The sequence below is a fragment of the Vibrio sp. Y29_XK_CS5 genome (assembly GCF_024181835.1).
GTDB lineage: Bacteria > Pseudomonadota > Gammaproteobacteria > Enterobacterales > Vibrionaceae > Vibrio > Vibrio harveyi.
In genome coordinates, this window is the sequence record NZ_JAMZAM010000006.1 from 176,527 (window position 1) to 199,190 (window position 22,664).

General features: G+C 45.5%; 21 protein-coding genes and 2 tRNA genes. 4 read left to right on the forward strand and 19 right to left on the reverse strand.

The window, feature by feature from the left end:
• Positions 1–50: 50 nt before the first annotated feature.
• The 3 genes from NL647_RS21460 to NL647_RS21470 all read right to left on the reverse strand — a co-directional run bounded on the left by NL647_RS21460 (position 51) and on the right by NL647_RS21470 (position 2,196).
• On the reverse strand, positions 51–1,118 hold the full coding sequence (locus NL647_RS21460; protein ID WP_253650667.1) for a GGDEF domain-containing protein: 1,068 nt from the start codon (positions 1,116–1,118) through the stop codon (positions 51–53).
• Between the two features lie 208 nt (positions 1,119–1,326).
• Positions 1,327–1,785, reverse strand: a complete 459-nt coding sequence (gene rimI / locus NL647_RS21465) for a ribosomal protein S18-alanine N-acetyltransferase (protein ID WP_017189163.1) — start codon at positions 1,783–1,785, stop codon at positions 1,327–1,329.
• A 12-nt stretch (positions 1,786–1,797) separates the two neighbouring features.
• Complete coding sequence (locus NL647_RS21470) at positions 1,798–2,196, reverse strand: DNA polymerase III subunit psi (protein WP_005449132.1); 399 nt, start codon at positions 2,194–2,196, stop codon at positions 1,798–1,800.
• A 63-nt stretch (positions 2,197–2,259) separates the two neighbouring features.
• Here NL647_RS21470 and NL647_RS21475 point away from each other — a divergent pair, with 63 nt between their 5' ends.
• On the forward strand, positions 2,260–2,712 hold the full coding sequence (locus NL647_RS21475) for a hypothetical protein (protein ID WP_005449133.1): 453 nt from the start codon (positions 2,260–2,262) through the stop codon (positions 2,710–2,712).
• Between the two features lie 84 nt (positions 2,713–2,796).
• On the opposite strand, the gene NL647_RS21480 is transcribed toward NL647_RS21475, so the two are convergent.
• Positions 2,797–3,300 carry a GNAT family N-acetyltransferase gene (locus tag NL647_RS21480; protein WP_009702025.1) on the reverse strand — a complete coding sequence of 168 codons (504 nt, stop codon included), beginning with the start codon at positions 3,298–3,300 and terminating at the stop codon, positions 2,797–2,799.
• A complete protein-coding gene (locus NL647_RS21485; RefSeq protein WP_005431915.1) occupies positions 3,284–3,811 on the reverse strand; it encodes an SCP2 domain-containing protein in 528 nt (175 codons plus the stop codon). The genes NL647_RS21480 and NL647_RS21485 overlap by 17 nt, the downstream gene beginning before the upstream one ends.
• A gap of 266 nt (positions 3,812–4,077) precedes the next feature.
• Between NL647_RS21485 and NL647_RS21490 the strand changes: the two genes are divergently transcribed.
• The 3 genes from NL647_RS21490 (at position 4,078) to NL647_RS21500 (ending at position 8,179) form a co-directional block, all read left to right on the forward strand.
• Positions 4,078–6,117, forward strand: a complete 2,040-nt coding sequence (locus tag NL647_RS21490) for an EAL domain-containing protein (protein ID WP_005449136.1) — start codon at positions 4,078–4,080, stop codon at positions 6,115–6,117.
• A 149-nt stretch (positions 6,118–6,266) separates the two neighbouring features.
• A complete protein-coding gene (locus NL647_RS21495; RefSeq protein WP_005431919.1) occupies positions 6,267–7,280 on the forward strand; it encodes a peptidase U32 family protein in 1,014 nt (337 codons plus the stop codon).
• A 20-nt stretch (positions 7,281–7,300) separates the two neighbouring features.
• On the forward strand, positions 7,301–8,179 hold the full coding sequence (locus NL647_RS21500) for a U32 family peptidase (protein WP_005449138.1): 879 nt from the start codon (positions 7,301–7,303) through the stop codon (positions 8,177–8,179).
• Positions 8,180–8,249: 70 nt separating this feature from the next.
• Here NL647_RS21500 and vmrA read toward each other — a convergent pair whose 3' ends face one another.
• From vmrA to glmM, 14 genes are all read right to left on the reverse strand, one after another.
• Positions 8,250–9,596 carry a sodium-coupled multidrug efflux MATE transporter VmrA gene (gene vmrA / locus NL647_RS21505; RefSeq protein ID WP_005449139.1) on the reverse strand — a complete coding sequence of 449 codons (1,347 nt, stop codon included), beginning with the start codon at positions 9,594–9,596 and terminating at the stop codon, positions 8,250–8,252.
• 57 nt (positions 9,597–9,653) lie between these two features.
• Entirely contained in the window at positions 9,654–10,067 is a 414-nt protein-coding gene (locus tag NL647_RS21510) for a MarR family winged helix-turn-helix transcriptional regulator (protein ID WP_017817698.1), read from the reverse strand.
• Positions 10,068–10,164: 97 nt separating this feature from the next.
• Positions 10,165–11,088: a lipoprotein NlpI gene (nlpI, locus tag NL647_RS21515; RefSeq protein ID WP_005449143.1), complete on the reverse strand. Its 924-nt coding sequence runs from the start codon at positions 11,086–11,088 to the stop codon at positions 10,165–10,167.
• A gap of 183 nt (positions 11,089–11,271) precedes the next feature.
• The gene (gene pnp / locus NL647_RS21520; protein ID WP_005449145.1) at positions 11,272–13,404 is read right to left on the reverse strand and encodes a polyribonucleotide nucleotidyltransferase; all 2,133 of its coding nucleotides are present in this window, start codon (positions 13,402–13,404) and stop codon (positions 11,272–11,274) included.
• A 313-nt stretch (positions 13,405–13,717) separates the two neighbouring features.
• The gene (gene rpsO, locus NL647_RS21525; protein ID WP_005449146.1) at positions 13,718–13,987 is read right to left on the reverse strand and encodes a 30S ribosomal protein S15; all 270 of its coding nucleotides are present in this window, start codon (positions 13,985–13,987) and stop codon (positions 13,718–13,720) included.
• A 149-nt stretch (positions 13,988–14,136) separates the two neighbouring features.
• Positions 14,137–15,081, reverse strand: coding sequence for a tRNA pseudouridine(55) synthase TruB (gene truB / locus NL647_RS21530; RefSeq protein WP_038898000.1), 945 nt, complete (start codon positions 15,079–15,081; stop codon positions 14,137–14,139).
• Positions 15,081–15,488, reverse strand: a complete 408-nt coding sequence (gene rbfA / locus NL647_RS21535) for a 30S ribosome-binding factor RbfA (RefSeq protein ID WP_005449148.1) — start codon at positions 15,486–15,488, stop codon at positions 15,081–15,083. Before rbfA ends, truB begins: the two co-directional genes overlap by 1 nt.
• A gap of 109 nt (positions 15,489–15,597) precedes the next feature.
• Complete coding sequence (gene infB / locus NL647_RS21540) at positions 15,598–18,285, reverse strand: translation initiation factor IF-2 (protein ID WP_005449149.1); 2,688 nt, start codon at positions 18,283–18,285, stop codon at positions 15,598–15,600.
• A 21-nt stretch (positions 18,286–18,306) separates the two neighbouring features.
• Positions 18,307–19,794, reverse strand: a complete 1,488-nt coding sequence (nusA, locus tag NL647_RS21545) for a transcription termination factor NusA (protein ID WP_005449151.1) — start codon at positions 19,792–19,794, stop codon at positions 18,307–18,309.
• A gap of 36 nt (positions 19,795–19,830) precedes the next feature.
• Complete coding sequence (gene rimP / locus NL647_RS21550; RefSeq protein WP_029790374.1) at positions 19,831–20,286, reverse strand: ribosome maturation factor RimP; 456 nt, start codon at positions 20,284–20,286, stop codon at positions 19,831–19,833.
• Positions 20,287–20,517: 231 nt separating this feature from the next.
• Positions 20,518–20,594, reverse strand: a tRNA-Met gene (locus NL647_RS21555).
• Positions 20,595–20,650: 56 nt separating this feature from the next.
• Positions 20,651–20,734, reverse strand: a tRNA-Leu gene (locus NL647_RS21560).
• Between the two features lie 18 nt (positions 20,735–20,752).
• Positions 20,753–21,091, reverse strand: coding sequence for a preprotein translocase subunit SecG (gene secG / locus NL647_RS21565; protein WP_005449155.1), 339 nt, complete (start codon positions 21,089–21,091; stop codon positions 20,753–20,755).
• A gap of 225 nt (positions 21,092–21,316) precedes the next feature.
• Positions 21,317–22,657 carry a phosphoglucosamine mutase gene (gene glmM / locus NL647_RS21570; protein WP_005449157.1) on the reverse strand — a complete coding sequence of 447 codons (1,341 nt, stop codon included), beginning with the start codon at positions 22,655–22,657 and terminating at the stop codon, positions 21,317–21,319.
• Between the last annotated feature and the right edge of the window lie 7 nt (positions 22,658–22,664).

Consider the following 22,664-nt stretch of genomic DNA (forward strand, 5'->3'; position numbering starts at 1 on the left):
CTTATTATTGCTTTAGGGGCAACTTTCCTCGTGAGTTTGTCCTCGCGAGTTTATAGATAACTACGTTGCTGAGCTTCGTCCTGCCAGTCCAGCAATTCGACTTCAGCAGCAATGGTAGAAGCCACTACAATTTGGTCCCGCCCATTTTGCTTTGCATTGTACAAAGCAATGTCAGCACGCTTTAGCCAAAGATCTGGTGTGTCATCATCGAGCAAGCACTCAGAAATGCCCACACTCAAAGACACTTTTGCATGGCGAGGATAATGTTTGGCGCGCACCTTATCGCTGATGCTACTCATCATAAATTGCGCGGTTTGATCGGAAAGTCCTTCAAACAAGATCAAGAACTCATCTCCCCCCAATCGAAACAGCAAATCGTACTCTCTTGAATAGTCATTGAGCGTTGTAACGATCTGACTGATCACCTCATCCCCAACATCATGACCGTACAAATCATTTACCTGTTTAAAATGGTCAATATCAATGACTGCTATTGAAGAGGTGGTACCGCTTCTTTTTTCATCTAAGGCTCGTAGAAGAAAAGCTTCTAACTGCCCTCGATTAAGAGCACCTGTCATCGAGTCTCTAGTAGAAAGAAACTTCAACCTATCCTGCAACTCAACAATTTTATGCACTGCCACATGCGCAACTATGGCGCAGCAAATTACCGCAACAACAAAACGTAAAGTGATGCTCCATTCAAGTTGATACCAAGCAGAGAATGTACAGCCAGCTATGATCCACCCATTGGTAACCAACGCATCTTTACTCGGGATGATAAATACCAAAGCCACAATGACCGGAAATACCCAATACGTCGCGATGATGCCAAAGATATGCACACTTAAAACCACTGATAACCAAAGCAAAAACAGTGGAATACGATATCCAATTTTACTTTCACCAAGGATAAACAATGCAGCAAACTCAATAATGAAACTCAGTTGGAAAGCCAGTAAAACACACCCAAGGAATGTCTCCCCAATCAGGAGATTTTTAATACCAAGTGGCACAAATGTCGCCAAGGTCACCAACATTAAGACTGTTAGAACAGTTCCCCTACTCTGCTCATCAAACAACTGAGCAACAGGAGTATCGAATTTTTGCAGATACGGCATCGTAAATTCTTCCTCCCGACAAGATCTTGTTTCATATAATTTATAAACTTATAACCTACATGGTAATAAAGCGAACAAAAATAAGCTTGGCAAATCGGTCAAAAGGATGAAGTAAAATGCCAGAAAGTAAAAAGCCTCGGGAATTCCGAGGCTTATTAATGTGACGATGAACTTAAGGTGTGTGCAATTTATTTGCTATCCACAGACCTTACTCATTAAAAAACAGGTAGCTCATGATGATGGCGTCTTCCTTACCATTACCGGTTTTTGCTGGGTAATAGTTGTAACGACGATCCACTTCATTGAAACCCGCTTGTTCATAAATATGGATAGCGGGGTGGTTGCTTTCACGCACTTCCAACCAAGCACTCTCAGCTTTGGCTTGCTCGCAGTATTCGATAAACGCATCTAGTAATTTTTGCCCAAGCCCTTTGCCTTGATGAGATGGCGCAACAGCAATATTCAATAACGTCACTTCCCCAACAATATTCTGCCCATAGAAGTAACCCACCACCTGAGTACCTTCCAGCATCACATGATGGCAAGCACCGCGACTGGATAAATCACGAACCAAAGATTCTGCCCAAGGGTGAGAATGCGCTTGCTGTTCGATTTGCCAAACTTGGTCAAGGTGCTCCGCACCCATCGGCGTAATTTCAATTGTCACGCGTTAGCTCCGTTAAGAGTACGAACAGATTTGTTGCCACAATGCACGGCGTTGTTCGTTGTTGCCATCAATATCTTGTAATAGCGGTGAAGTCAGTTGCTTGGCATTGATGCTGGCATCTGCCTCACAGCCTGCGAACCACACCCACTCTAGTTGATGCTCACCCAGCATGGATAAGCGTTCAGGCTCTAGGTGCAGTGCGTCGTCAAGCGTGAGCTTAATGCTTTTTAAAACACGCTCAAACATCAAAGCTGTCTCGTTTTCTGGACACGTTGGCGATACCAATAGGAGTTTACAAGAACTTTGCAAATCCAATAATGGCGATTGATAGCCTTCCAGCCTTTCTGGGTGACTCAGCTCCCAAGTGCTGATCCCCATTTCATGTAAATATTGTTTCTCGTTAATTGACATCTTTTGTCACCTATTTGAACGAGGCAATCCTATCAAAATTTCGCATTTAAAGTCAGAGGTGTTATGAAGCTTTTCCAATCAATCGCTATTACGTTACTTATCGCCACCACCAGCTTTACCGCATTCGCTAAGGATAGCAACGATGGTTGGGAGCTGATCGCAGAGAAAACCGTGAACTTCCAAACAGAAACCGACACAGTAGAGCCAAACGGTCTGTTTCAAAACCGTAAATTCAGCAAGATCAAAATTAAGTGCACTCAAGGCACCATGAGTATTAAAAACATGAAAGTGACCATGACCGATGGCAGCGAGAAAAAACTCAAAACCATGGTTGGCACTCTGACCAAAGGCATGTCGACGCGCGCTTGGACACTGCCGGGTTCTGAAGATGCGAAATTCAAACGTTTAGAGATGGAATACAAAAGCTGGGGTAACATGACATTGAATGCTGCTGGCATGAGTAAAAAGGCAAAAATCGAAGTTTGGGGTAAAAAACGCGTCCAAGAACAGGATTAAACCACTTTTACTCTGTACGACTCACTAAGAGTTCAAAAACAAAGCCCGCTTTTTACAGCGGGCTTTGTCATTCAATGTTGGCAATTATAGCTCAGAGAATTCTGGAGAATAATCGATGCGACCAGAACGTCCGTCACACTGACCTTCGACCAATTCTGCTACACGGAACGCACCTTGCGGTACTTCCCACGCACAGTCGAAGCCCATCTCTTCGCTGGCTGTAAAGCCTTGGCGCGCATAGTAACCCGGCTCGCCCAATACCACACACACTGGGTAACCAAAATCACGCAGTGAATCAAAGCCTTCTTTGATTAACTCAGCGGCAATGCCTTGGCGGCGGTAATCTTCATGTACAGCCAAAGGCGCAAGACCTTGCCATGACAAATCTTCACCATTCAACGTCACAGGGCTAAACAACGCGTGACCAACCACTTCACCTTCATCGGTACATGCCACCAAAGACAGAGTGAGCTTACCGTTTTCACGTAAACGCATCACTAGGTTGGCTTCCGCATCCGTTGGGAAAGCGTGTTTTAATAAGCGGTCAATGGTGAGAATGTCCGCAGGGGCTTCAGTTCGAATAAGCATTCGCTACTCCGGTTTCTTGTGCAGGTGCTTGAACCCCTTTCTGAACAAAGTCAGCCAATTGGTTCAGTGCTACTTGCATCGCTTTTGGTAACTGCTCTAAGTCGACACTGTCCATCAGGTTTTTCACTTCTAAGCCAAGCTCAGTGTCGCCCTCGATAGAAAGACGACGTTGGAAGAACAGCGTATCAGGGTCTTCTTTGCGACCAGCAATAAGTACTAGGTCGTTAAGGTTACCACTAAAGCTTACATCTTCCTGAACCGGTTTCTCTGCTACCACTAATTTTTCATCTTGGTAGCTGATGTACCATGCTAAGTTCAAGTCTTTAATCGCAACTTTTAACCACTTGTCTTCAAGGAACTCAAAATCGCCATCTTCTAGGGCTTCTTTGAACACCATTTTCAAACCTTCCAATAAGGCTTTTTTCTGAACAGTTTGTGGCAATAACTGGACTGGAGATCGCAAAATTGATGCTGCGTTCTTTACTAGTTGACTGCGAATCTTGTTTAACACGCTAATTATCCGTTACTTTGTCATAAGGTTGTCTATCTTACGCAATAGAGTAATACCAGTACCTGTTATGTATCAATAAATCTGTTTGTTTTAGAAATAGGCAGTTTTACTCACCCAAGCGTCGTTTTTTTGACCTTACGTGTATTATTGACGCGAAGACGTGGATAAACGCTTTAATAACGGTATGTTCAAAGTTATAGTTATCAAAATAGCGTTTTTATTACACGGACGAATAATCAGGCTCATTGGAGATCGGTAACACCTTAATGCCTTCCCAGCAATTACAACATTGGTTTGCAACGCTTACCTCAAATAGCCCATTCTTTTTTGCCATTCTTGATAAGAAACACAATTATCGAATGGTAAGTGATCGCTATTGTGACATTGCAGGCTTAGGACACGACGACATCGTTGGTCTGAACGACAGCCAAGTACTGGGAGAGCAGTTCTATAAGAAGCTCGCGCCCTACTACCAACGCGCGTTCAAAGGCGATCATGTTGAAGCGGAAATCACGCTTGACGAAACGGACCTTGAAACCAGCCTCCACTTTAGCCTTTCTCCAGTTCATGAAGAAAATGAAATCCGCTTCGTGGTCTTCCACGCCATCGATACGTCTGAGAAACAAATTCTGGTTCGTTCTTTAGAAGAGTCAGAAAGTAAGTTCGCCAAATTAACCCAATTACTGCCTGACGGTTTGTTATTGGTAGAAGATGACATCATCATCTCTGCCAACCCAGCCTCCGCACGTTTACTCGGGTTGAACTCGCCTCATGAGCTACTTGGTGAAGAGCTGACTCGCTTGTTTATCGATGAAAACAGCAAAAAAGTCTTCACCCATCGCATCAGCACATTACTCTCTGAAAAACCTTTTGTGTGTCTGACCAGTGCTCGTTGTGGCTTCGAACGTAAAGTTCAATTGCATGCCGATACCACAGCCATTCTCGGCAGTGAATCTCAAATCATTTTGATCCAAGACGCCGACGATGCGCCCAAGCTGCTTTCTTCCAATTCCAATGAAGATGCGCACATTGATTCACTGACCAAGCTGTATAACCGCTTTGGCTTTACGAAACGATTAGAGCAACTTATTAAGAGCCAGACACCGTTGCTGGTTTTCTACCTCGACATCGATAACTTTAAGAACATTAACGACTCACTTGGTCACCACATCGGTGACAAAGTGATTCAAGAAGTCTCCGCCCGCTTAAAACGATCTTTACCTAATCAAGCCATCATTGGGCACTTGGGCGGCGATGAGTTTGGCATCATTCTGCCTGAGCCAGAAAACACTCGCATGGCGGAGATTCTCTCTGAGCGCATTATTTCTCTGATTAACCAACCTTTCGATCTTCATCACTTCAGTAAACGCCTTGCATGCTCTATCGGTAGTGTGCGTTACCCAGAAGATGGGCAAGATGCACGTATTCTGCTGCAAAATGCTGACACTGCAATGTATGAAGCGAAAGATCGCGGTCGGAACCGTCTGATTAAATTCAACGATCAGATGAACAAAGAAGCGCGCATGCGTTTATGGCTAGAAATTGAACTGCAGAAAGCCTTGCAGCAAAACGGGTTGGAAGTCTGGTACCAGCCGAAGGTTAACGCGCGCGACTTCAGCATTAACGGAGCCGAAGCGCTTGTACGTTGGAAGCACCCAGTCGAAGGCTACATCAGCCCGGGCGCATTTATCCCTGTCGCCGAGCGTGCAGGCTTAATTGAACACCTTGGTCGCGTGGTCATGCGCGATGTGTTTAACACAGTAAAACGCTGGAAACTGCAAGGCATTCTACCGGGACGCGTGGCGATCAACCTTTCTCCAGAGCAGTTCGGTAACCCGCAACTGATTGACTATATGGAGAAGTTACTGCGCACTACTGAACTTGACCCAAGCTGCATTACCTTTGAGCTCACCGAAAGTGCGGTAATGAGCGATAGCGAACACACTTTGCAAATGCTTAATGCGATCAAGAAGCTTGGTTTTGCGCTGTCTATCGATGATTTCGGTACTGGTTACTCTTCCCTTTCCTACTTAGCACGCTTCCCTATCGATGAATTAAAAATCGACCGTGCGTTTATCAACGACATCGATACACTACCGAAACAGGTGACGGTGATTGAGAACATCATCAATCTTGGTAAATCATTAGATTTGACCGTTGTTGCCGAAGGTGTAGAAACCCACCAGCAAGCAACACTGCTATCGAACCTGCAATGTAACTCGATTCAGGGCTTCCATTTCTACCGTCCTCAACCTAAACACGAAGTGGAAGAGTTGTTTGCGCAAAACCGCCGTCATAAGAACTGATCTCAACTGCAACAAAATCTGAGTGTTACCCCTTACTCTCAAGGGGTAAATCTCAACTTTATTGAGCTAAACCTAACTTAGGTCAATTTCGCTATTCATAATTCTTCATAAAATGCGGGCACCTTTTTATTCTCTATGATTGTGAGCATATGGAACTCTTGTGTCCTGCGGGTAACCTGCCTGCGTTAAAAACTGCGATTGATTGCGGTGCAGATGCCGTATACATCGGCTTTAAAGACGATACCAACGCTCGTCACTTTGCTGGTCTGAACTTCAACGGCAAGAAGCTTGAAAAAGCGGTGCAATACGTTCATGACCGCAACAAAAAGATCCACGTTGCACTCAACACCTTTGCCCATCCAAATGGTTTCGAACGTTGGACAAACGCTGTCGACAATGCAGCAGCACTGGGTGTCGATGCACTGATCGTGGCTGACATTGCGGTACTTGAGTACGCTGCTCGCAAATACCCAGAGCTCGAGCTGCACCTTTCTGTGCAAGCTTCAGCAACCAACGTTGCAGCCGTTGATTTCTACAAACAAAACTTCAATGTAAAACGCGTAGTACTGCCTCGCGTACTGTCTATCCATCAGGTAAAACAGCTTTCTCGCAATATCACCAGTGATGTCGAGCTAGAAGTCTTTGCTTTTGGTAGCCTGTGTATTATGTCAGAAGGTCGTTGCTACCTATCGTCATACATGACAGGTGAATCACCAAACACCGTTGGTGCATGTTCTCCAGCAAAATACGTCCGCTGGCAAGAGACTGAGAATGGTCTGGAGTCTCGTCTTAACGACATTCTGATCGATCGCTACAGCGCAGGTGAAAACGCGGGCTACCCAACCTTATGTAAAGGTCGTTTTGAAGCTGAAATTGAAGGCGAGAAAAAACGTTATCACGCACTGGAAGAACCAACCAGTTTGAACACCCTTTCTATGTTGCCTGAGCTGTTTGCGGCAAATGTGGCTTCCGTAAAAATTGAAGGTCGCCAACGTAGCCCTGCTTACGTAGAACAAGTAACGCGCACGTGGCGTGCAGCGATTGATCGCTACCAAGCAAACCCAGAAGCTTACCAAGTAGAAGCTGCTTGGGATGCAGCGTTGGCAAACGTGTCTGAAGGCACGCAAACCACTCTTGGTGCTTACCACCGTAAATGGCAGTAGAGGTTAAGATGGATAACTCAATGAAATACGCGCTTGGTCCACTGTTGTACTTCTGGCCAAAGCAAGATGTTGAAGCGTTTTATGAACAAGCAAAATCAAGCTCTGCGGACATCATCTACCTTGGTGAAACCGTATGTTCGAAACGTCGTGAAATGAAGCCTGCACATTGGTTCGATATCGCGAAAGAACTCTCTGCATCTGGCAAACAAGTCGTGCTATCAACGATGGCACTATTAGAAGCGCCAAGTGAAGTGAACATCATGAAGAAGTACATCGACAACGGTGACTTCGCGATTGAAGCCAACGACGTGTCCGCGGTTCAACTGGCTTCTGAGCATAAAGTGCCTTTCGTCGTTGGTCCTGCGGTTAATACTTACAACGCTCACACGCTTAACTTGTTCCTAAAACAAGGTATGATCCGCTGGTGCATGCCAGTAGAACTATCGCGCGAATGGCTCAGCAACACTCTGGTTCAATGTGATGAACTTGGTATTCGTAATAAGTTTGAAGTAGAAGTCTTCAGCCATGGTTATCTGCCTCTGGCTTACTCGGCGCGCTGCTTTACAGCTCGTGCAGAAAACAAAGCCAAAGATGACTGCGAAACCTGCTGTATTAAGTACCCAACGGGCATTAAAGTAAGCAGCCAAGAGGGTCAGGAAGTATTTAACCTAAACGGCATCCAAACTCAGTCTGGTTACTGCTACAACCTGATCAACGATCTGCCAAGCATGGAAGGTCTGGTTGACGTGGTACGTTTGAGCCCACTTGGTCTTAGCACCTTCTCCGAACTGGATCAGTTCCGTTCCAATGAGAAAGGTACTAACCCAGGCAAGATCCAAGACCGCCAATGTAACGGTTATTGGCATCAACTTGCGGGTCTGGAAGTGAAGAACATCTAACTCTTTCTCACGGGCTTCAAAGCAATAAAAAAGCGAGGTTATAACCTCGCTTTTTTATTTTTATTCGTCGTTAAGACGCTTGAATACTTGCCTCTACAGAGCTCTCGTTCATTAGCTTCTTAATATCGCGCCACAGCATTGTCATCACCACTAAGCTCAAAGCTATGTTAGACAATGGGAACGCAATCCAGATACCAGTAACACCGAATAGCTTTGGCATAATGAATAAGAACGGCAATTGAATCACCATATTACCAATGGTCACGAACATCGCTTTGCTGCCTTTGTTCACCGATTGGTAGTACGCTGCGGCAACCACCAAGAAGCCATCTAAGAACAGCGCAAACATATGGAGACGAATCCCCACTACCGTCGCATCAATAAGATGTTGGTCGGCGTTGTTAAACACGGACACAAACTCGTATGGGAAAATGTTCATCAGAATAACAAACGCAACCCCACCTAGCACCGAAGTCCCCATTGCAACCTTCAACAGCTTACGAATATTGTCTTGATTACGCGCACCATGGTTGTAGCTCACTAGAGGTTGCATACCATTGGCAATGCCTTCCGCAATCAAATAGTAAACCGTCACTATGTAGCCCAAGATAGCGTAAGCGCCAATAAGCAATGCACTGCCGTATTGGGCAAATAGCGCATTGTGCAGTGCCACCATCATTGAGCCATAGGCATACATAAAGAAGCTCGATGTGCCGATCATGACAATCTTAGGGATTACATCAAACTGCATTTTCAGATCGCCAGTCGACAGGCGCATCTTCGCTCTTGCAGTAAAGAAGTAACCAACACCAAGAATCGTCACCACCATCTGCGCTAACGCAGTTGCGATTGCCGCTCCTTTAAGCTCCCAGCCAAGCCAAGCGATAAAGATATAATCGAGCACAATATTGATGACAGCACCAATCACCATCAAAATGGTGGCTAAATTCGGGCTATCGTCATTGCGCAACAAGAACGGCACCGCAATTGACCCAAGCGAGAACACACACGCGACGCTTAAGATGTGCAGATACTGCAAACCAAGTTCATAAACACGACCTTCCGCGCCTTGCCAGCGAATAAAATCATCGGCGAAGAAGAACAATGTTGTTGCTACAACTGGCATCAAAGCGACTAAAAGCAATAAACCAGTAGAAAGGATGCGTTTTGCGCCCTCACGGTCTTTTTCACCCTGCTTGATAGAGGCTAGAGCGCCCGTACCCACGCCCACCATCATACCGATGCCGAGTATCGAGCCAATGATCGGCCACGCAACGTTGATCCCCGCTAATCCATCAGCCCCTACATAACGACCAATAAAGATACCATCAACGACTTGGTATAAACCGTTGACCAGCATGGCTGCGACGGTTGGAATTGTGTATTTCCAAAACTGTTTATAAATAGAGTTTTGCATGACTACCACCAATAGTTAGCAAGGCTAACTAAATAGATAAAAGAATAAAAAATAGGTTTAGTTTCCGAGCGCTTTATCTAATAGCGCTTTCAATTGCTGTGCTTCTTTCGCATCCAACTTACACATAAGCTGCTGTGAAATGTCTTTATATACCACCTGTTCCAATGACATTTCTTCGATCACTTCTTCTGTTAGCAGCACGCGCTTAGAACGAGCATCTTCATTACAAGCAATACGCTTCACCAAGCCCTTTCTCTCCAAACGAACCACCATGTTTGAAGCCGAAGGCTTGGTAACTTGAAGCTCTTCCGCCAAGTCAGTAATGCGTATACCTTCTGGATGAAGCTGGATCACTCGCAAGTAATCAAACTCATTAAAGCTCAGATGCGAAAGCGGATCTTCTTTGGCATACACTCGCCACGCCTTGGCACAAAAGCGTTCTAAATCGATCAGGCTTTTTTCTAATGCCATTACGTTCCGCCCCTTTAGTTAGCAAGGCTAACTATTTTAGAGAAGCTCACCAAATTCTTCAAGCACAAAAAAGCCGCTCTAGTTGAGCGGCTAATGGCTATTTTTCTTCTTGCTTCTGTTGCTCAGCTTTGAGCTTAGCAAGTTGTTCTTGCTGCAACTGATCGTAGATTTGCGCCAGTTCCAAGAAGGAGTAACGGTGCTCTACGTATTCATAAACGTTGAAAGAGATTGCTAGCTTGTACAGTGAAATCGCATCAGCAATATCACCTTCTAGTTGGTAACGCTTACCAAGGTAGAAGTAAGTTTCTGTTAGACGCTCAGCAAGACGGTAGTTTTCACGCGTACCATCCATGATGGCTTTTAACGCTGCGTCATCAGATACATCACGCAACATGATGGCAACTAGAACCCAGCCCCACTCTTCACTGCGATCGCGTTGGTAACGCTTTTCTAGGTTCGCTTTCGCTTGCTCTGGATTTTGTTCTGCTTCGATAATGTACAACCATAACGCGCGGAATGGGTCGCTCGGCATTTCTTGGTAATGCTTGGTCATGTCTTCTAAAGCCAGATCGATACGACCACCATAGTAAAGCGCAATCGCGCGGTTACGCTCTGCGTATGAATTCTCTGGTGCAAGCTCTAATGTCGAATCAAATGCTTCGTAAGCCGCATCAAACTCACCAACTTGAGTAAAATACACCCCTAGTAGGTTAAAGATATCTGGTTGAGCAGGGTTAAGTTGCAAAGACTGATTAAAATCCAAACGGGCAAGATCACGCAAACCAACGCTGTCGTAGTAGTTACCGCGCTCGTAATGCATCTTAGCGCGAACTTCGTCACTCAAATCTGGACGTTGTAATAACTGAGAAAGACGAGCAATCTGGACTTCTTGTTGCACGCTTGGTTGTAGCGGTACCGCCATCGGAGGATAGATCCACTTTTGTGCCGATTGTTGAGAGGTGTTAGCACAACCGGTCAGCGCGATAGCGACACATAAACTTGCGGTTTGAAACCATTTCACTAATTGGTACTCCTGTTTGGACCGCTCTGGGTCTGTTTCTCTTTATGCACTATAGGATATTTAACTTCGCTTGAGGCTAAACTTGACGAAACAGGCCAAAAAAAAGGGGAGCGAAAATGCTCCCCTTTTATAGCATGCTTTCAGGCTCTTAAGCTAATAAAAGACCAAAAGTCGAATCTTAGATTACTCGCCTTTAGCTTCAGATGCGTCAGACGCTTCTTCTGCTGGCTTCTCTACTGCTTCTTTCATGCTTAGACGTACGCGACCTTGACGGTCGATTTCAAGAACTTTAACTTGAACTTCTTGACCTTCAGTTAGGTAGTCAGACACTTTCTCAACGCGTTTTTCAGCGATTTGAGAGATGTGTACTAGACCATCTTTACCAGGAAGAACCGTTACGAATGCACCAAAGTCAGCTAGACGTGCAACTTTACCAGTGTAGATACGGCCTACTTCAACTTCAGCAGTGATCTCTTCGATGCGGCGGATAGCTTCTTTCGCTGCTGCACCTTCAGTTGCAGCAATCTTGATCGTACCGTCGTCTTCGATTTCGATAGTAGTACCAGTCTCTTCAGTTAGAGCACGGATAACTGCACCACCTTTACCGATAACGTCTTTGATCTTCTCTGCGCTGATCTTCATTGTGTGAATGCGAGGAGCGAATTCAGAGATGTCTTCACGAGCACCAGAGATAGCTTCATCCATTACAGATAGGATGTGCTTACGTGCGCCTTGAGCTTGGTTAAGCGCAATTTGCATGATCTCTTTAGTGATACCTTCGATCTTGATGTCCATTTGAAGTGCAGTGATACCAGTGTTAGTACCCGCTACTTTAAAGTCCATGTCACCTAGGTGGTCTTCGTCACCAAGGATGTCTGAAAGAACAACGAAGTCGTCGCCTTCTTTAACAAGACCCATTGCGATACCCGCAACAGAAGACTTGATTGGCACACCTGCATCCATAAGAGCAAGAGAAGTACCACATACAGAAGCCATTGATGATGAACCGTTAGATTCAGTGATTTCCGATACAACACGTACTGTGTATGGGAACTCATCAACAGAAGGCATTACTGCTGCGATACCGCGTTTAGCCAGTTTACCGTGACCGATTTCACGACGCTTAGGAGAACCTACAAAACCAGTTTCGCCTACACAGTACGGAGGGAAGTTGTAGTGTAGTAGGAAGTGATCTTTACGCTCCCCCGTTAGTTCGTCGATGATTTGAGCATCACGCTGCGTGCCTAGAGTCGCAGTTACTAGCGCCTGAGTTTCACCACGAGTAAATAGTGAAGAACCGTGTGTACGTGGAAGAACACCAGTACGTACGTCTAGCGCACGAACCATGTCTTTTTCACGACCATCAATACGTGGGTTACCAGCGATGATGCTACGACGTACAACTGTCTTCTCTAGATCGTGGAAGATAGTGTGGATTTCTTTTGTGTTTGCTTCTGGATCTTCAGCAAGAAGAACTTCGTTAACTTCACCAGCAATCTCGTGGATGCGGTCGTAACGAGCCATTTTCTCAGTGATTTGGTAAGCTTCAACCAGTTTAGCTTCAGCAAGTTCAGCAATCTTAGTTACAAGCGCTGTGTTTTCTTCTGGTGCAACCCAATCCCAAGCAGGAGTAGCGACTTCAGCTTTGAATTCGTTGATTGCTTTGATTACCGCTTGCTGTTGATCGTGACCGAATACAACAGCAGATAGCATTTCTTCTTCAGTTAGGTTGTCAGCTTCTGATTCAACCATTAGTACTGCAGATTCAGTACCCGCAACAACTAGGTCTAGCTTAGATGCTTCTAGCTCAGTGTTGCTTGGGTTAAGTACTAGCTGACCGTCGATGTGACCAACACGTGCAGCACCGATAGGACCGTTGAACGGGATACCAGAGATAGCTAGCGCAGCAGACGTACCAATCATCGTTGGGATGTCTGGTTGAACGTCTGGGTTCACAGATACTACTGTCGCGATAACTTGAACTTCGTTTTTGAATGCATCTGGGAATAGAGGGCGGATTGGACGGTCGATTAGACGAGCCGTTAGCGTTTCGCCTTCAGAAGGACGACCTTCACGCTTGAAGAAACCACCAGGGATTTTACCTGCTGCGTAAGTACGCTCTTGGTAGTTAACTGTTAGAGGGAAGAAGTCTTGACCTTCAACCGCTTCTTTTTTACCAACTACAGAAACGAATACTGCTGTATCGTCCATAGTAACCATTACTGCAGCCGTAGCTTGACGTGCGATAACGCCAGTTTCTAGAGTAACTGTGTGGTTACCGTACTGGAACGTTTTAACAACTGGTTTTTCGAACATTGTTATTCCTTGTTTCCAAGCGCATCGATTGATTTGCTTAGAGAGTATTGATTGATACCCAAGGCATTACGAATCGCGACTAGTAAAAACAAACTAACTTAGTATTCAGTTCACTTTTAATAGTCGCGACCTTTTGGTCGACGAGGTTGACTGTAATGCAATGAGCTTAGTGAAAATCTCTAAACGAGATTAAGCCGCGTGTAGTATAACGGCATAAGTCTGATTTGGCTAAGCTATAGCAGTCAAAATAAGTAACAGGCAACAAAAAAGGGGCATAAAGCCCCTTTTAGACAAACTGCTATGCAGTCGCTTATTAGCGACGTAGGCCTAGACGCTTGATTAGGTCTTGGTAGCGAGCTAGATCTTTACCTTTTAGGTAATCTAGAAGCTTACGACGACGAGAAACCATACGTAGAAGACCACGACGGCTGTGGTGATCGCCTTTGTGTGCTTTGAAGTGACCTTGTAGGTGGTTGATAGAAGCTGTAAGTAGAGCTACTTGAACTTCTGGTGAACCAGTGTCGCCTTCGCCTTGTGCGTATTCTGCAACGATTGCTGCTTTAGTTTCTGCATTCAGAGACATAATTCTCTCCTAATAAGAGTAGGTTAATATTTGTGCCAGCCAATCTCTGATTCAGCCGACACGAGGAGCGCGAATTATAAGGAAGTTTCCTCACTCGCGCAATATAAAAATACCGGCAATGATGCCGGTATTTTTTAAGCTTTGCGAAGTTACTCTTCGTCGCGGAAAACCACTAAACGTTTTGGTGCTACTTTTCCATCGTCGTTAACTTCTGCTACACCGATAAACAGCTTCTCTTCACCAGAAGTCATACGAATTGGCGTACCCTCTGGCGCACCAAACACCTGCACGGGCATACCGTGTTGTACTAGGTTAGTCAGCTCTGCGTTTAGGTTTACCTCGGGTAAATCTTCAACGGCAGTGTCCATTGGCAGTAGCAGTGGATCAAGCAACTCTTTTGGCGCCACTTCATCACGATGCGCTTGCTCAAGCAGCTCATTAAGTTGCTCTAGCGTCACCATTTTTTCGTACGGGTATTTAGCAACACCAGTACGACGAAGCATAGTCACGTGTGCGCCACAACCAAGCATCTCACCTAGGTCATCAACAATTGTACGGATGTAAGTACCTTTTGAGCAGTGCACTTCCATCTCAACTTCATCACCTTCAAAACGGTGAAGCACGATTTCATATACCGTGATCTTGCGAGATTCACGTGGTACTTCAATGCCTTTGCGAGCGTACTCGTACAACGGCTTGCCTTGGTATTTCAATGCTGAGAACATTGAAGGTACTTGGTCTGATTCACCACGGAACGTATCAATGCACGCTTCTAGCTTCTCCAGATTCACATCAATAGGACGTGTCTCTACCACTTCGCCATCAGAGTCAGACGTATCAGTGCGCTCACCCAGTTTTGCGATTACACGATAGCGCTTGTCTGAATCCAACAAGAACTGAGAAAACTTGGTTGCTTCGCCTAAGCAGATTGGCAACATGCCCGTCGCTAATGGGTCCAATGCACCCGTATGACCCGCTTTCTCAGCAAAGTAGATACGCTTTACTTTTTGCAGTGCATCATTTGAAGAAATACCTGTTGGTTTATCCAACAAGATAACGCCATTAATTGGACGACCTTTACGACGACGAGCCATTACTCTTCCCCTGCCTGATCTTCTTCGCGACCAGAATCTTGTTGTTTGCGTTTATCTTCGCTCACAACTTCAGAAACTAGGTTCGACATGCGCATACCTTCTACTAGCGTGTTATCGTAGTAGAAACGGATTTCAGGCGTTAGACGTAGGCGAATACGCTTACCTAGCATCATTCGGATGTGCACTTCGTGCTCACGTAGCGCAGCTAGGCATGATTCTGGCGTCTGCTCACCCACGCATAGGAAAGTAACGAATACTTTTGCGTAAGCAAGATCTCGTGATACTTCTACATCTGAAATCGTAACCATGCCTAGGCGAGAGTCACGAACTTCGCGTTGAAGGATCATCGCTAGTTCTTTTTGCAGCTGCTGTGATACGCGCTGCGTGCGGCTAAATTCTTTTGACATATTCATTCTCTTAGATAGAAAGAATGGGGGGATGGTCAAGCCAGCCCCCCATGGTGTATTCAACAACCAATTACTATTTGTCTTTCAGACGGTTAGTAATTTTAGTCAATTAGTCTAGAGTACGTTTTACTTCAACGATTTCGAATACTTCGATCTGGTCGCCCACGCGAACGTCGTTGTAGTTCTTAACGCCGATACCACACTCGTAGCCATTCTTAACTTCTTGAACGTCATCTTTAAAGCGACGAAGTGATTCTAGCTCACCTTCGTAGATAACAACGTTGTCGCGTAGAACGCGGATTGGGTTGTTACGCTTAATTAGACCTTCAGTAACCATACAACCAGCGATTGCGCCCAGTTTCGGTGACTTAAATACGTCACGTACTTCAGCAAGACCAATGATTTCTTGCTTGAATTCTGGAGCAAGCATACCGCCCATTGCTTGTTTAACTTCGTCAATCAATTGGTAAATGATTGAGTAGTAACGTAGATCAACGCTTGCTGCTTCAATCGCACGACGAGCAGATGCGTCAGCACGTACGTTAAAGCCAAGGATAATTGCGTTAGAAGCTTCTGCAAGAACTGCATCAGTTTCTGTAATACCACCAACACCAGAACCAACGATGTTTACTTTCACTTCGTCAGTAGACAGTTTCAGTAGTGAGTCAGCAATCGCTTCCACAGAACCTTGTACGTCTGCTTTAAGAACTACGTTTAGCTCAGCAACTTCACCAGCAGTCATGTTAGAGAACATGTTCTCTAGTTTAGATTTCTGCTGACGAGCAAGTTTCACTTCACGGAACTTACCAGCACGGTAGTTCGCTACTTCACGTGCTTTACGCTCGTCACGTACTACTGTTGCTTCGTCACCTGAAGATGGTACGCCTGAAAGACCTAGGATCTCTACAGGGATAGATGGACCAGCTTCTGTGATTTCTTTACCTAGTTCGTCACGCATTGCACGAACACGGCCGTATTCTTGACCACAAAGAACGATGTCGCCTTTGTTTAGCGTACCTGATTGAACAAGTACTGTTGCTACTGGACCACGACCTTTATCTAGACGAGATTCAACAACAACACCAGACGCCATGCCTTCTGCTACAGCTGTAAGCTCTAGAACTTCAGACTGAAGAAGGATTGCTTCTAGAAGACCGTCGATATTTGTACCCTGTTTAGCAGAGATGTGAACGAACATGTTCTCACCACCCCATTCCTCAGGGATTACGTCGTATTGAGCTAGCTCATTCTTAACGTTGTCTGGGTTCGCGTCTTCTTTATCGATCTTGTTCACAGCAACAATCAAAGGAACGCCTGCCGCTTTCGCGTGCTGGATCGCTTCAACTGTTTGTGGCATTACACCATCGTCTGCTGCTACTACAAGAACAACGATATCTGTCGCTTGAGCACCACGAGCACGCATAGCGGTAAACGCCGCGTGTCCAGGAGTATCAAGGAACGTGATCATGCCGTTATCAGTTTCAACGTGGTAAGCACCGATGTGCTGCGTGATACCGCCCGCTTCGCCTGAAGCAACGTGAGTACGACGGATGTAGTCAAGTGTTGACGTTTTACCGTGGTCAACGTGACCCATGATTGTTACAACTGGAGCACGAGGTACTGCTTCTGCGTTTGTATCACGATCAGATAGTACTGCTTCTTCCAGTTCGTTCTCTTTACGAAGAACTACCTTGTGACCCATTTCTTCAGCAACAAGTTGTGCTGTTTCTTGGTCGATCACTTGGTTGATAGTCGCCATAGCGCCCATCTTCATCATTACTTTGATAACTTCTGTCGCTTTAACCGACATCTTGTTAGCAAGTTCAGAAAGAACGATTGTCTCACCAATTACTACATCTTGTTTCGCTACAGTCGCAGACTTGTCGAAACCGTGTTGCATAGAAGTTGGTTTAGCAAGTTTGCCTTTGTTACGGCCCTTGCCACCACGTTGGTTACGACCACCGCGTGATTGTTCTTCTTTGCCAGCTGGTTTCTTCTTCTTACGACGTGCACCGCCTTCTTGTTGACGGTCAGCTGCATCTTCAGCTTCACGTGCGTAACGAGAAGTAGTTACGTGGTAGTCAGAGTTCTCTAGCTCTTTCTTCTTAGTCTCTTCTTCAGACCAACGAGCTTCGTTCTCTTCTGCAAGCTTACGAGCTTCTTCAACGAGTTTTGCAGCTTCTTGCTCTGCTTTACGTTGAGCTTCTTGTTCCTGACGTGCTTTTAGCTCATCAGCTTCTTTCTTAGCTTGCGCATTAGCATCCGCATTTTTTGCATTCATTTCTTTCTTAGCCTTATCAGCTTGTGCGCGTTTTGCCTTTTCTTCAGCTTCACGTTTTGCATCCGCTTCACGTTTCGCTTTCTCATCGGCTTCGCGCTGTGCTTTCTCTGCAGCTTCACGTTTGGCTTGTTCTTCAGCCTCACGCTTCGCAAGCTCTTCAGCTTCACGTTTTGCTGCTTCCTCAGCCTCACGTTTTGCGTCGTCTTCGATAGTGCTGCGCTTCACATATGTGCGCTTCTTACGCACTTCTACTTGAACATCCTTACTTTTGCCGCCACCTGCTGCAACACTTAGCGTGCTACGAGTCTTACGTTGAAGCGTCAGTCTAGTAGGTTCAGATTCGCCCGACTTATCGCCGTGCTCTTTCTTCAGGTGAGAGAGAAGCTTCTGCTTCTCCTCATCCGATACATGGTCAGAACTCGCTTTGTTCATGCCAGCGTCAGCAAGTTGTTCCATTAAGCGGTCGACTGGAGTACCAATCTCTTCACTCAGAGCTTTAACTGTTAATTGTGTCATGCCGCTTCCTCCTTGCTGATATTATGCTTCTTCGCCGAACCAACAGATGTTACGTGCAGCCATGATAAGCTCGCCTGCACGCTCTTCTGTCAGGCCTTCAATACCTTCTAAATCGTCGATACCTTGGTCAGCTAGGTCTTCTAGTGTTGCCACGCCTTTAGCTGCCAGTTTAAACGCCATTTCGCGCTCTAGACCTTCAAGACCTAGCAGATCTTCAGCAGGCTCTAGACCTTCGAATGACTCTTCTTGTGCTAAAGCGATTGTCGTTAGTGCGTCTTTCGCACGACTACGAAGCTCTTCTACAAGCTCTTCGTTCAGACCATCAACTTCTAGTAGTTCGTTAACAGGAACGTACGCAACTTCTTCTAGTGTTGAGAAACCTTCTTCAACAAGCAATTGAGCGAAGTCTTCTTCAATGTCTAGGTACTTCATGAAGTTTTCGATAGACGCTTGAGACTCTTCAGCGTGTTTCTTCTGAAGATCTGCCACAGTCATTACGTTCAGTTCCCAACCAGTTAGTTGAGACGCTAGACGTACGTTCTGACCGTTACGACCGATAGCTTGCGCTAGGTTGTCCGCTTCAACAGCGATGTCCATTGAGTGAGCATCTTCATCAACGATGATAGAAGCAACGTCAGCAGGAGCCATTGCGTTGATAACGAATTGAGCTGGGTTATCGTCCCAAAGAACGATATCAATACGCTCACCACCAAGTTCGCCAGATACTGCTTGAACACGAGCACCACGCATACCAACACACGCACCTACAGGGTCGATACGTTTGTCGTTTGTTTTAACAGCGATCTTAGCGCGAGAACCTGGATCACGTGCAGCGCCTTTCAGTTCGATGATTTCTTCAGCGATTTCTGGCACTTCTACGCGGAATAGCTCAGCCAACATTTCTGGCTTAGAGCGAGTGATGAACAGTTGGAAACCACGTGCTTCAGGAGCAACTTTGTACAGAAGACCACGAACACGGTCACCTGGACGGAAGTTTTCACGAGGAAGTTGGTCATCACGTAGGATTACCGCTTCAGCGTTGTTACCTAGATCAAGTACAACTGTATCGCGGTTCACTTTTTTAACAACACCAGTGATCAGATCACCTTCGTTGTCGATGAACTGTTCTACGATTTGTGCACGCTCTGCTTCACGTACTTTTTGTACGATAACTTGCTTAGCAGTTTGAGTCGTAATACGGTCGAATGTAACTGACGGGATATCGTCTTCTACGAAATCACCTAGTTGAATGTCTGCATCTTCGTATTGTGCAGCTTCTAGAGAGATTTCTTTTGTTGGGTTTTCAACGTCTTCTACAACCAACCAACGGCGGAATGTTTCAAACTCACCTGTTTTACGGTCGATAGCTACACGTACATCGATTTCGATTTCGTATTTTTTCTTTGTAGAAGTCGCTAGAGCAATCTCAAGAGCTTCAAAGATACGCTCACGAGGTACCGCTTTTTCGTTCGATACCGCTTCTGCTACCGCTAAAATTTCTTTACTCATTGTATTTAGCCTCTAAGCTTCAAATTTTTTAGGGAACTAAAATTTAGGGATCAGGTTAGCTTTTGAAATATTACTTAGAGCAAACTCTTCTTGTTGCCCTTCACAAGTAACTGCGATTGTCTCACCATCTACGCTGTGGATAGTACCTTTCCACTTACGACGGTTTGCAACAGCCATTTTCAATACGATGCTGACCTCGTGACCAATAAATTGCTCGTAATGTGCTGCTTTGAAAAGTGGTCTTTCTAAGCCTGGAGAAGAAACTTCTAGGCTGTAAGCAACAGAAATTGGATCTTCAACGTCTAGTACTGCGCTAACCTGATGGCTTACTTCTGCACAAGCATCTACGTTGATACCATTTTCATGGTCGATGTAGATGCGTAACGTTGAGTGCGCACCCGCACGAATAAATTCTAATCCAACCAACTCGTAGCCTGATGCCTCTACTGGAGCTTCAAGCATTTCAGTAAGTTGTCTTTCTAAACCAGTCATTTGAACCACTCCAGAAACAAAAAAAGGGCTCAGAGCCCAATCAAAAAACCAAGCAGTATCTGAGTTCATTTACAAAAACTCAGATAACAAAAAACCCCGAAAGTCGGGGTTTTATGCTGCTGGACCCTGATACGTTAAGAATAGCCAAGAAATGCTTTTCTTAACTCACAGTGTGGTTAGCACTGTGCAAACTTGCCAATCGAATCATCCTTTCCAACTGAAAGAAGAGATTGGTTGCGGGGGCCGGATTTGAACCGACGACCTTCGGGTTATGAGCCCGACGAGCTACCAAGCTGCTCCACCCCGCGTCCGACTTGATGAGCATTATACGCTCACACAAGTGATTTACAAGTTTGTAAATTCATGGTGCCGAGAGAGGGACTCGAACCCTCACACCTAAGGCACTAGCACCTCATGCTAGCGTGTCTACCAATTTCACCATCTCGGCTACATAAACCTTTACAGCTTATTGTGGAATCTCATCACCTGCTGGTGCTGGAACTTCACTTGCTGCATCTTTAACTTGTTCTACAACTGGTTGACCTAGTGTTGGGTCTACCCATTGTGACTCAGTCTTGTGCGTAGACATACGACCAAGTAGCAAGCTAACGATAAAAAATACGGTTGCTAAAATAGCAGTTGTTCGGGTTAAGAAATTACCTGAGCCGCTTGCACCAAACACTGTGTTTGAAGCACCTGCACCGAACGAGGCTCCCATATCTGCGCCTTTACCTTGTTGAATCAACACAAGGCCAATCACACCAAGCGCCGCCAACAGGTAAATCACAAGTAGAACTGAAAACATTTTTTTCCACCTATGTTCCAAATTGTTGAGCCAGCGCCGTTCAAAAACAATCGTGTTTATTTATGAACAAGGCTAGCGACCTCCTAACGGGAGGCGGAGCAATACTAGCGAAAGCCAGTAACGCTGACAAGGGAAAATTAGTAAAAAGTCACCACTAACGCATTAAGCGCTCAAAAAAAGGGCAAAAGATGCCCTTTTCTCTCGCAAAACAGGTTAAAGCAATGATTAACAACTTGCTTTTACAGCTTCTGCAATCTTAAGCGCAGAGCTTTGTACAAGTTCAGCATCTTCACCTTCTACCATGACTCGGATTAGAGGCTCTGTACCAGATTTACGTAGTAATACGCGACCTTTGTCACCAAGCTCAGCTTCCACTTCCGCTACTGAGTCTAGTACAACCTGCGCTTCAAGTGGGTTACTTTGACCTGCAAAACGCACGTTTTCTAGTACCTGAGGATAAAGCGTCATGCCTTGTGACAAGTCGTGTAGTGTCATATCACTGCCAACTACAGAAGCAAGAACTTGCAGTGCAGCAACAATTGCATCACCCGTAGTGACTTTGTCTAGTAAGATAACGTGACCTGAGTTTTCAGCGCCAATCTTCCAGCCTTTAGCAAGTAGTTGCTCCATCACGTAACGGTCACCAACTGCGGCACGAACAAATGGGATACCCAGTTGTTTTAGACCATTTTCCATACCTAGGTTGGTCATTAGCGTACCAACAACACCGCCTTTTAGTTCGCCACGACGCAGAGCATCACGAGCGATAATGTAGGCAATTTGGTCGCCGTCAATCTTGTTGCCCAAATGGTCAACCATCATGATGCGGTCGCCATCACCATCGAATGCAAGACCAAGGTGAGCTTGCTCTTCCACAACACGCTTTTGTAGGGCACGAACGTCTGTCGCACCGACTTCTGCATTGATGTTAGTGCCGTTTGGCTCAACACCCATAGCAATCACTTCTGCACCTAACTCTTTGAATACGTTAGGAGCGATGTGGTAAGTCGCACCATGTGCACAGTCAACAACGATCTTAAGGTTTGCTAGGCTAAGTTCTGACGGGAAGGTGCTCTTACAAAATTCAATATAACGACCCGCGGCGTCATTAAGGCGAGTTGCTTTACCAAGTTCAGCAGACTCTACACATTCGATATCTTTATCTAGCTCAGCTTCAATAGCCAGTTCGATGTCATCAGGAAGTTTAGTACCCTCAGATGAGAAGAACTTAATGCCATTATCGTAGTATGGGTTATGTGACGCTGAAATAACGATACCTGCTTCCGCTCGGAAAGTTTGTGTTAGGTATGCAACTGCTGGCGTTGGCATCGGACCAGTAAAGGTAGCCTTTAGACCTGCCGCAGCAAGACCAGCTTCAAGTGCAGACTCAAGCATGTAACCTGAAATACGGGTATCTTTACCGATGATAACTTTCTTAGTGCCTTGTTTTGCTAGTACACGACCAGCCGCCCAGCCAAGCTTTAGTACAAAGTCCGGAGTAATTGGGTATTGTCCTACTTTCCCGCGTACACCGTCAGTACCAAAATAACGTCTTTTATCAGACATAAAATTT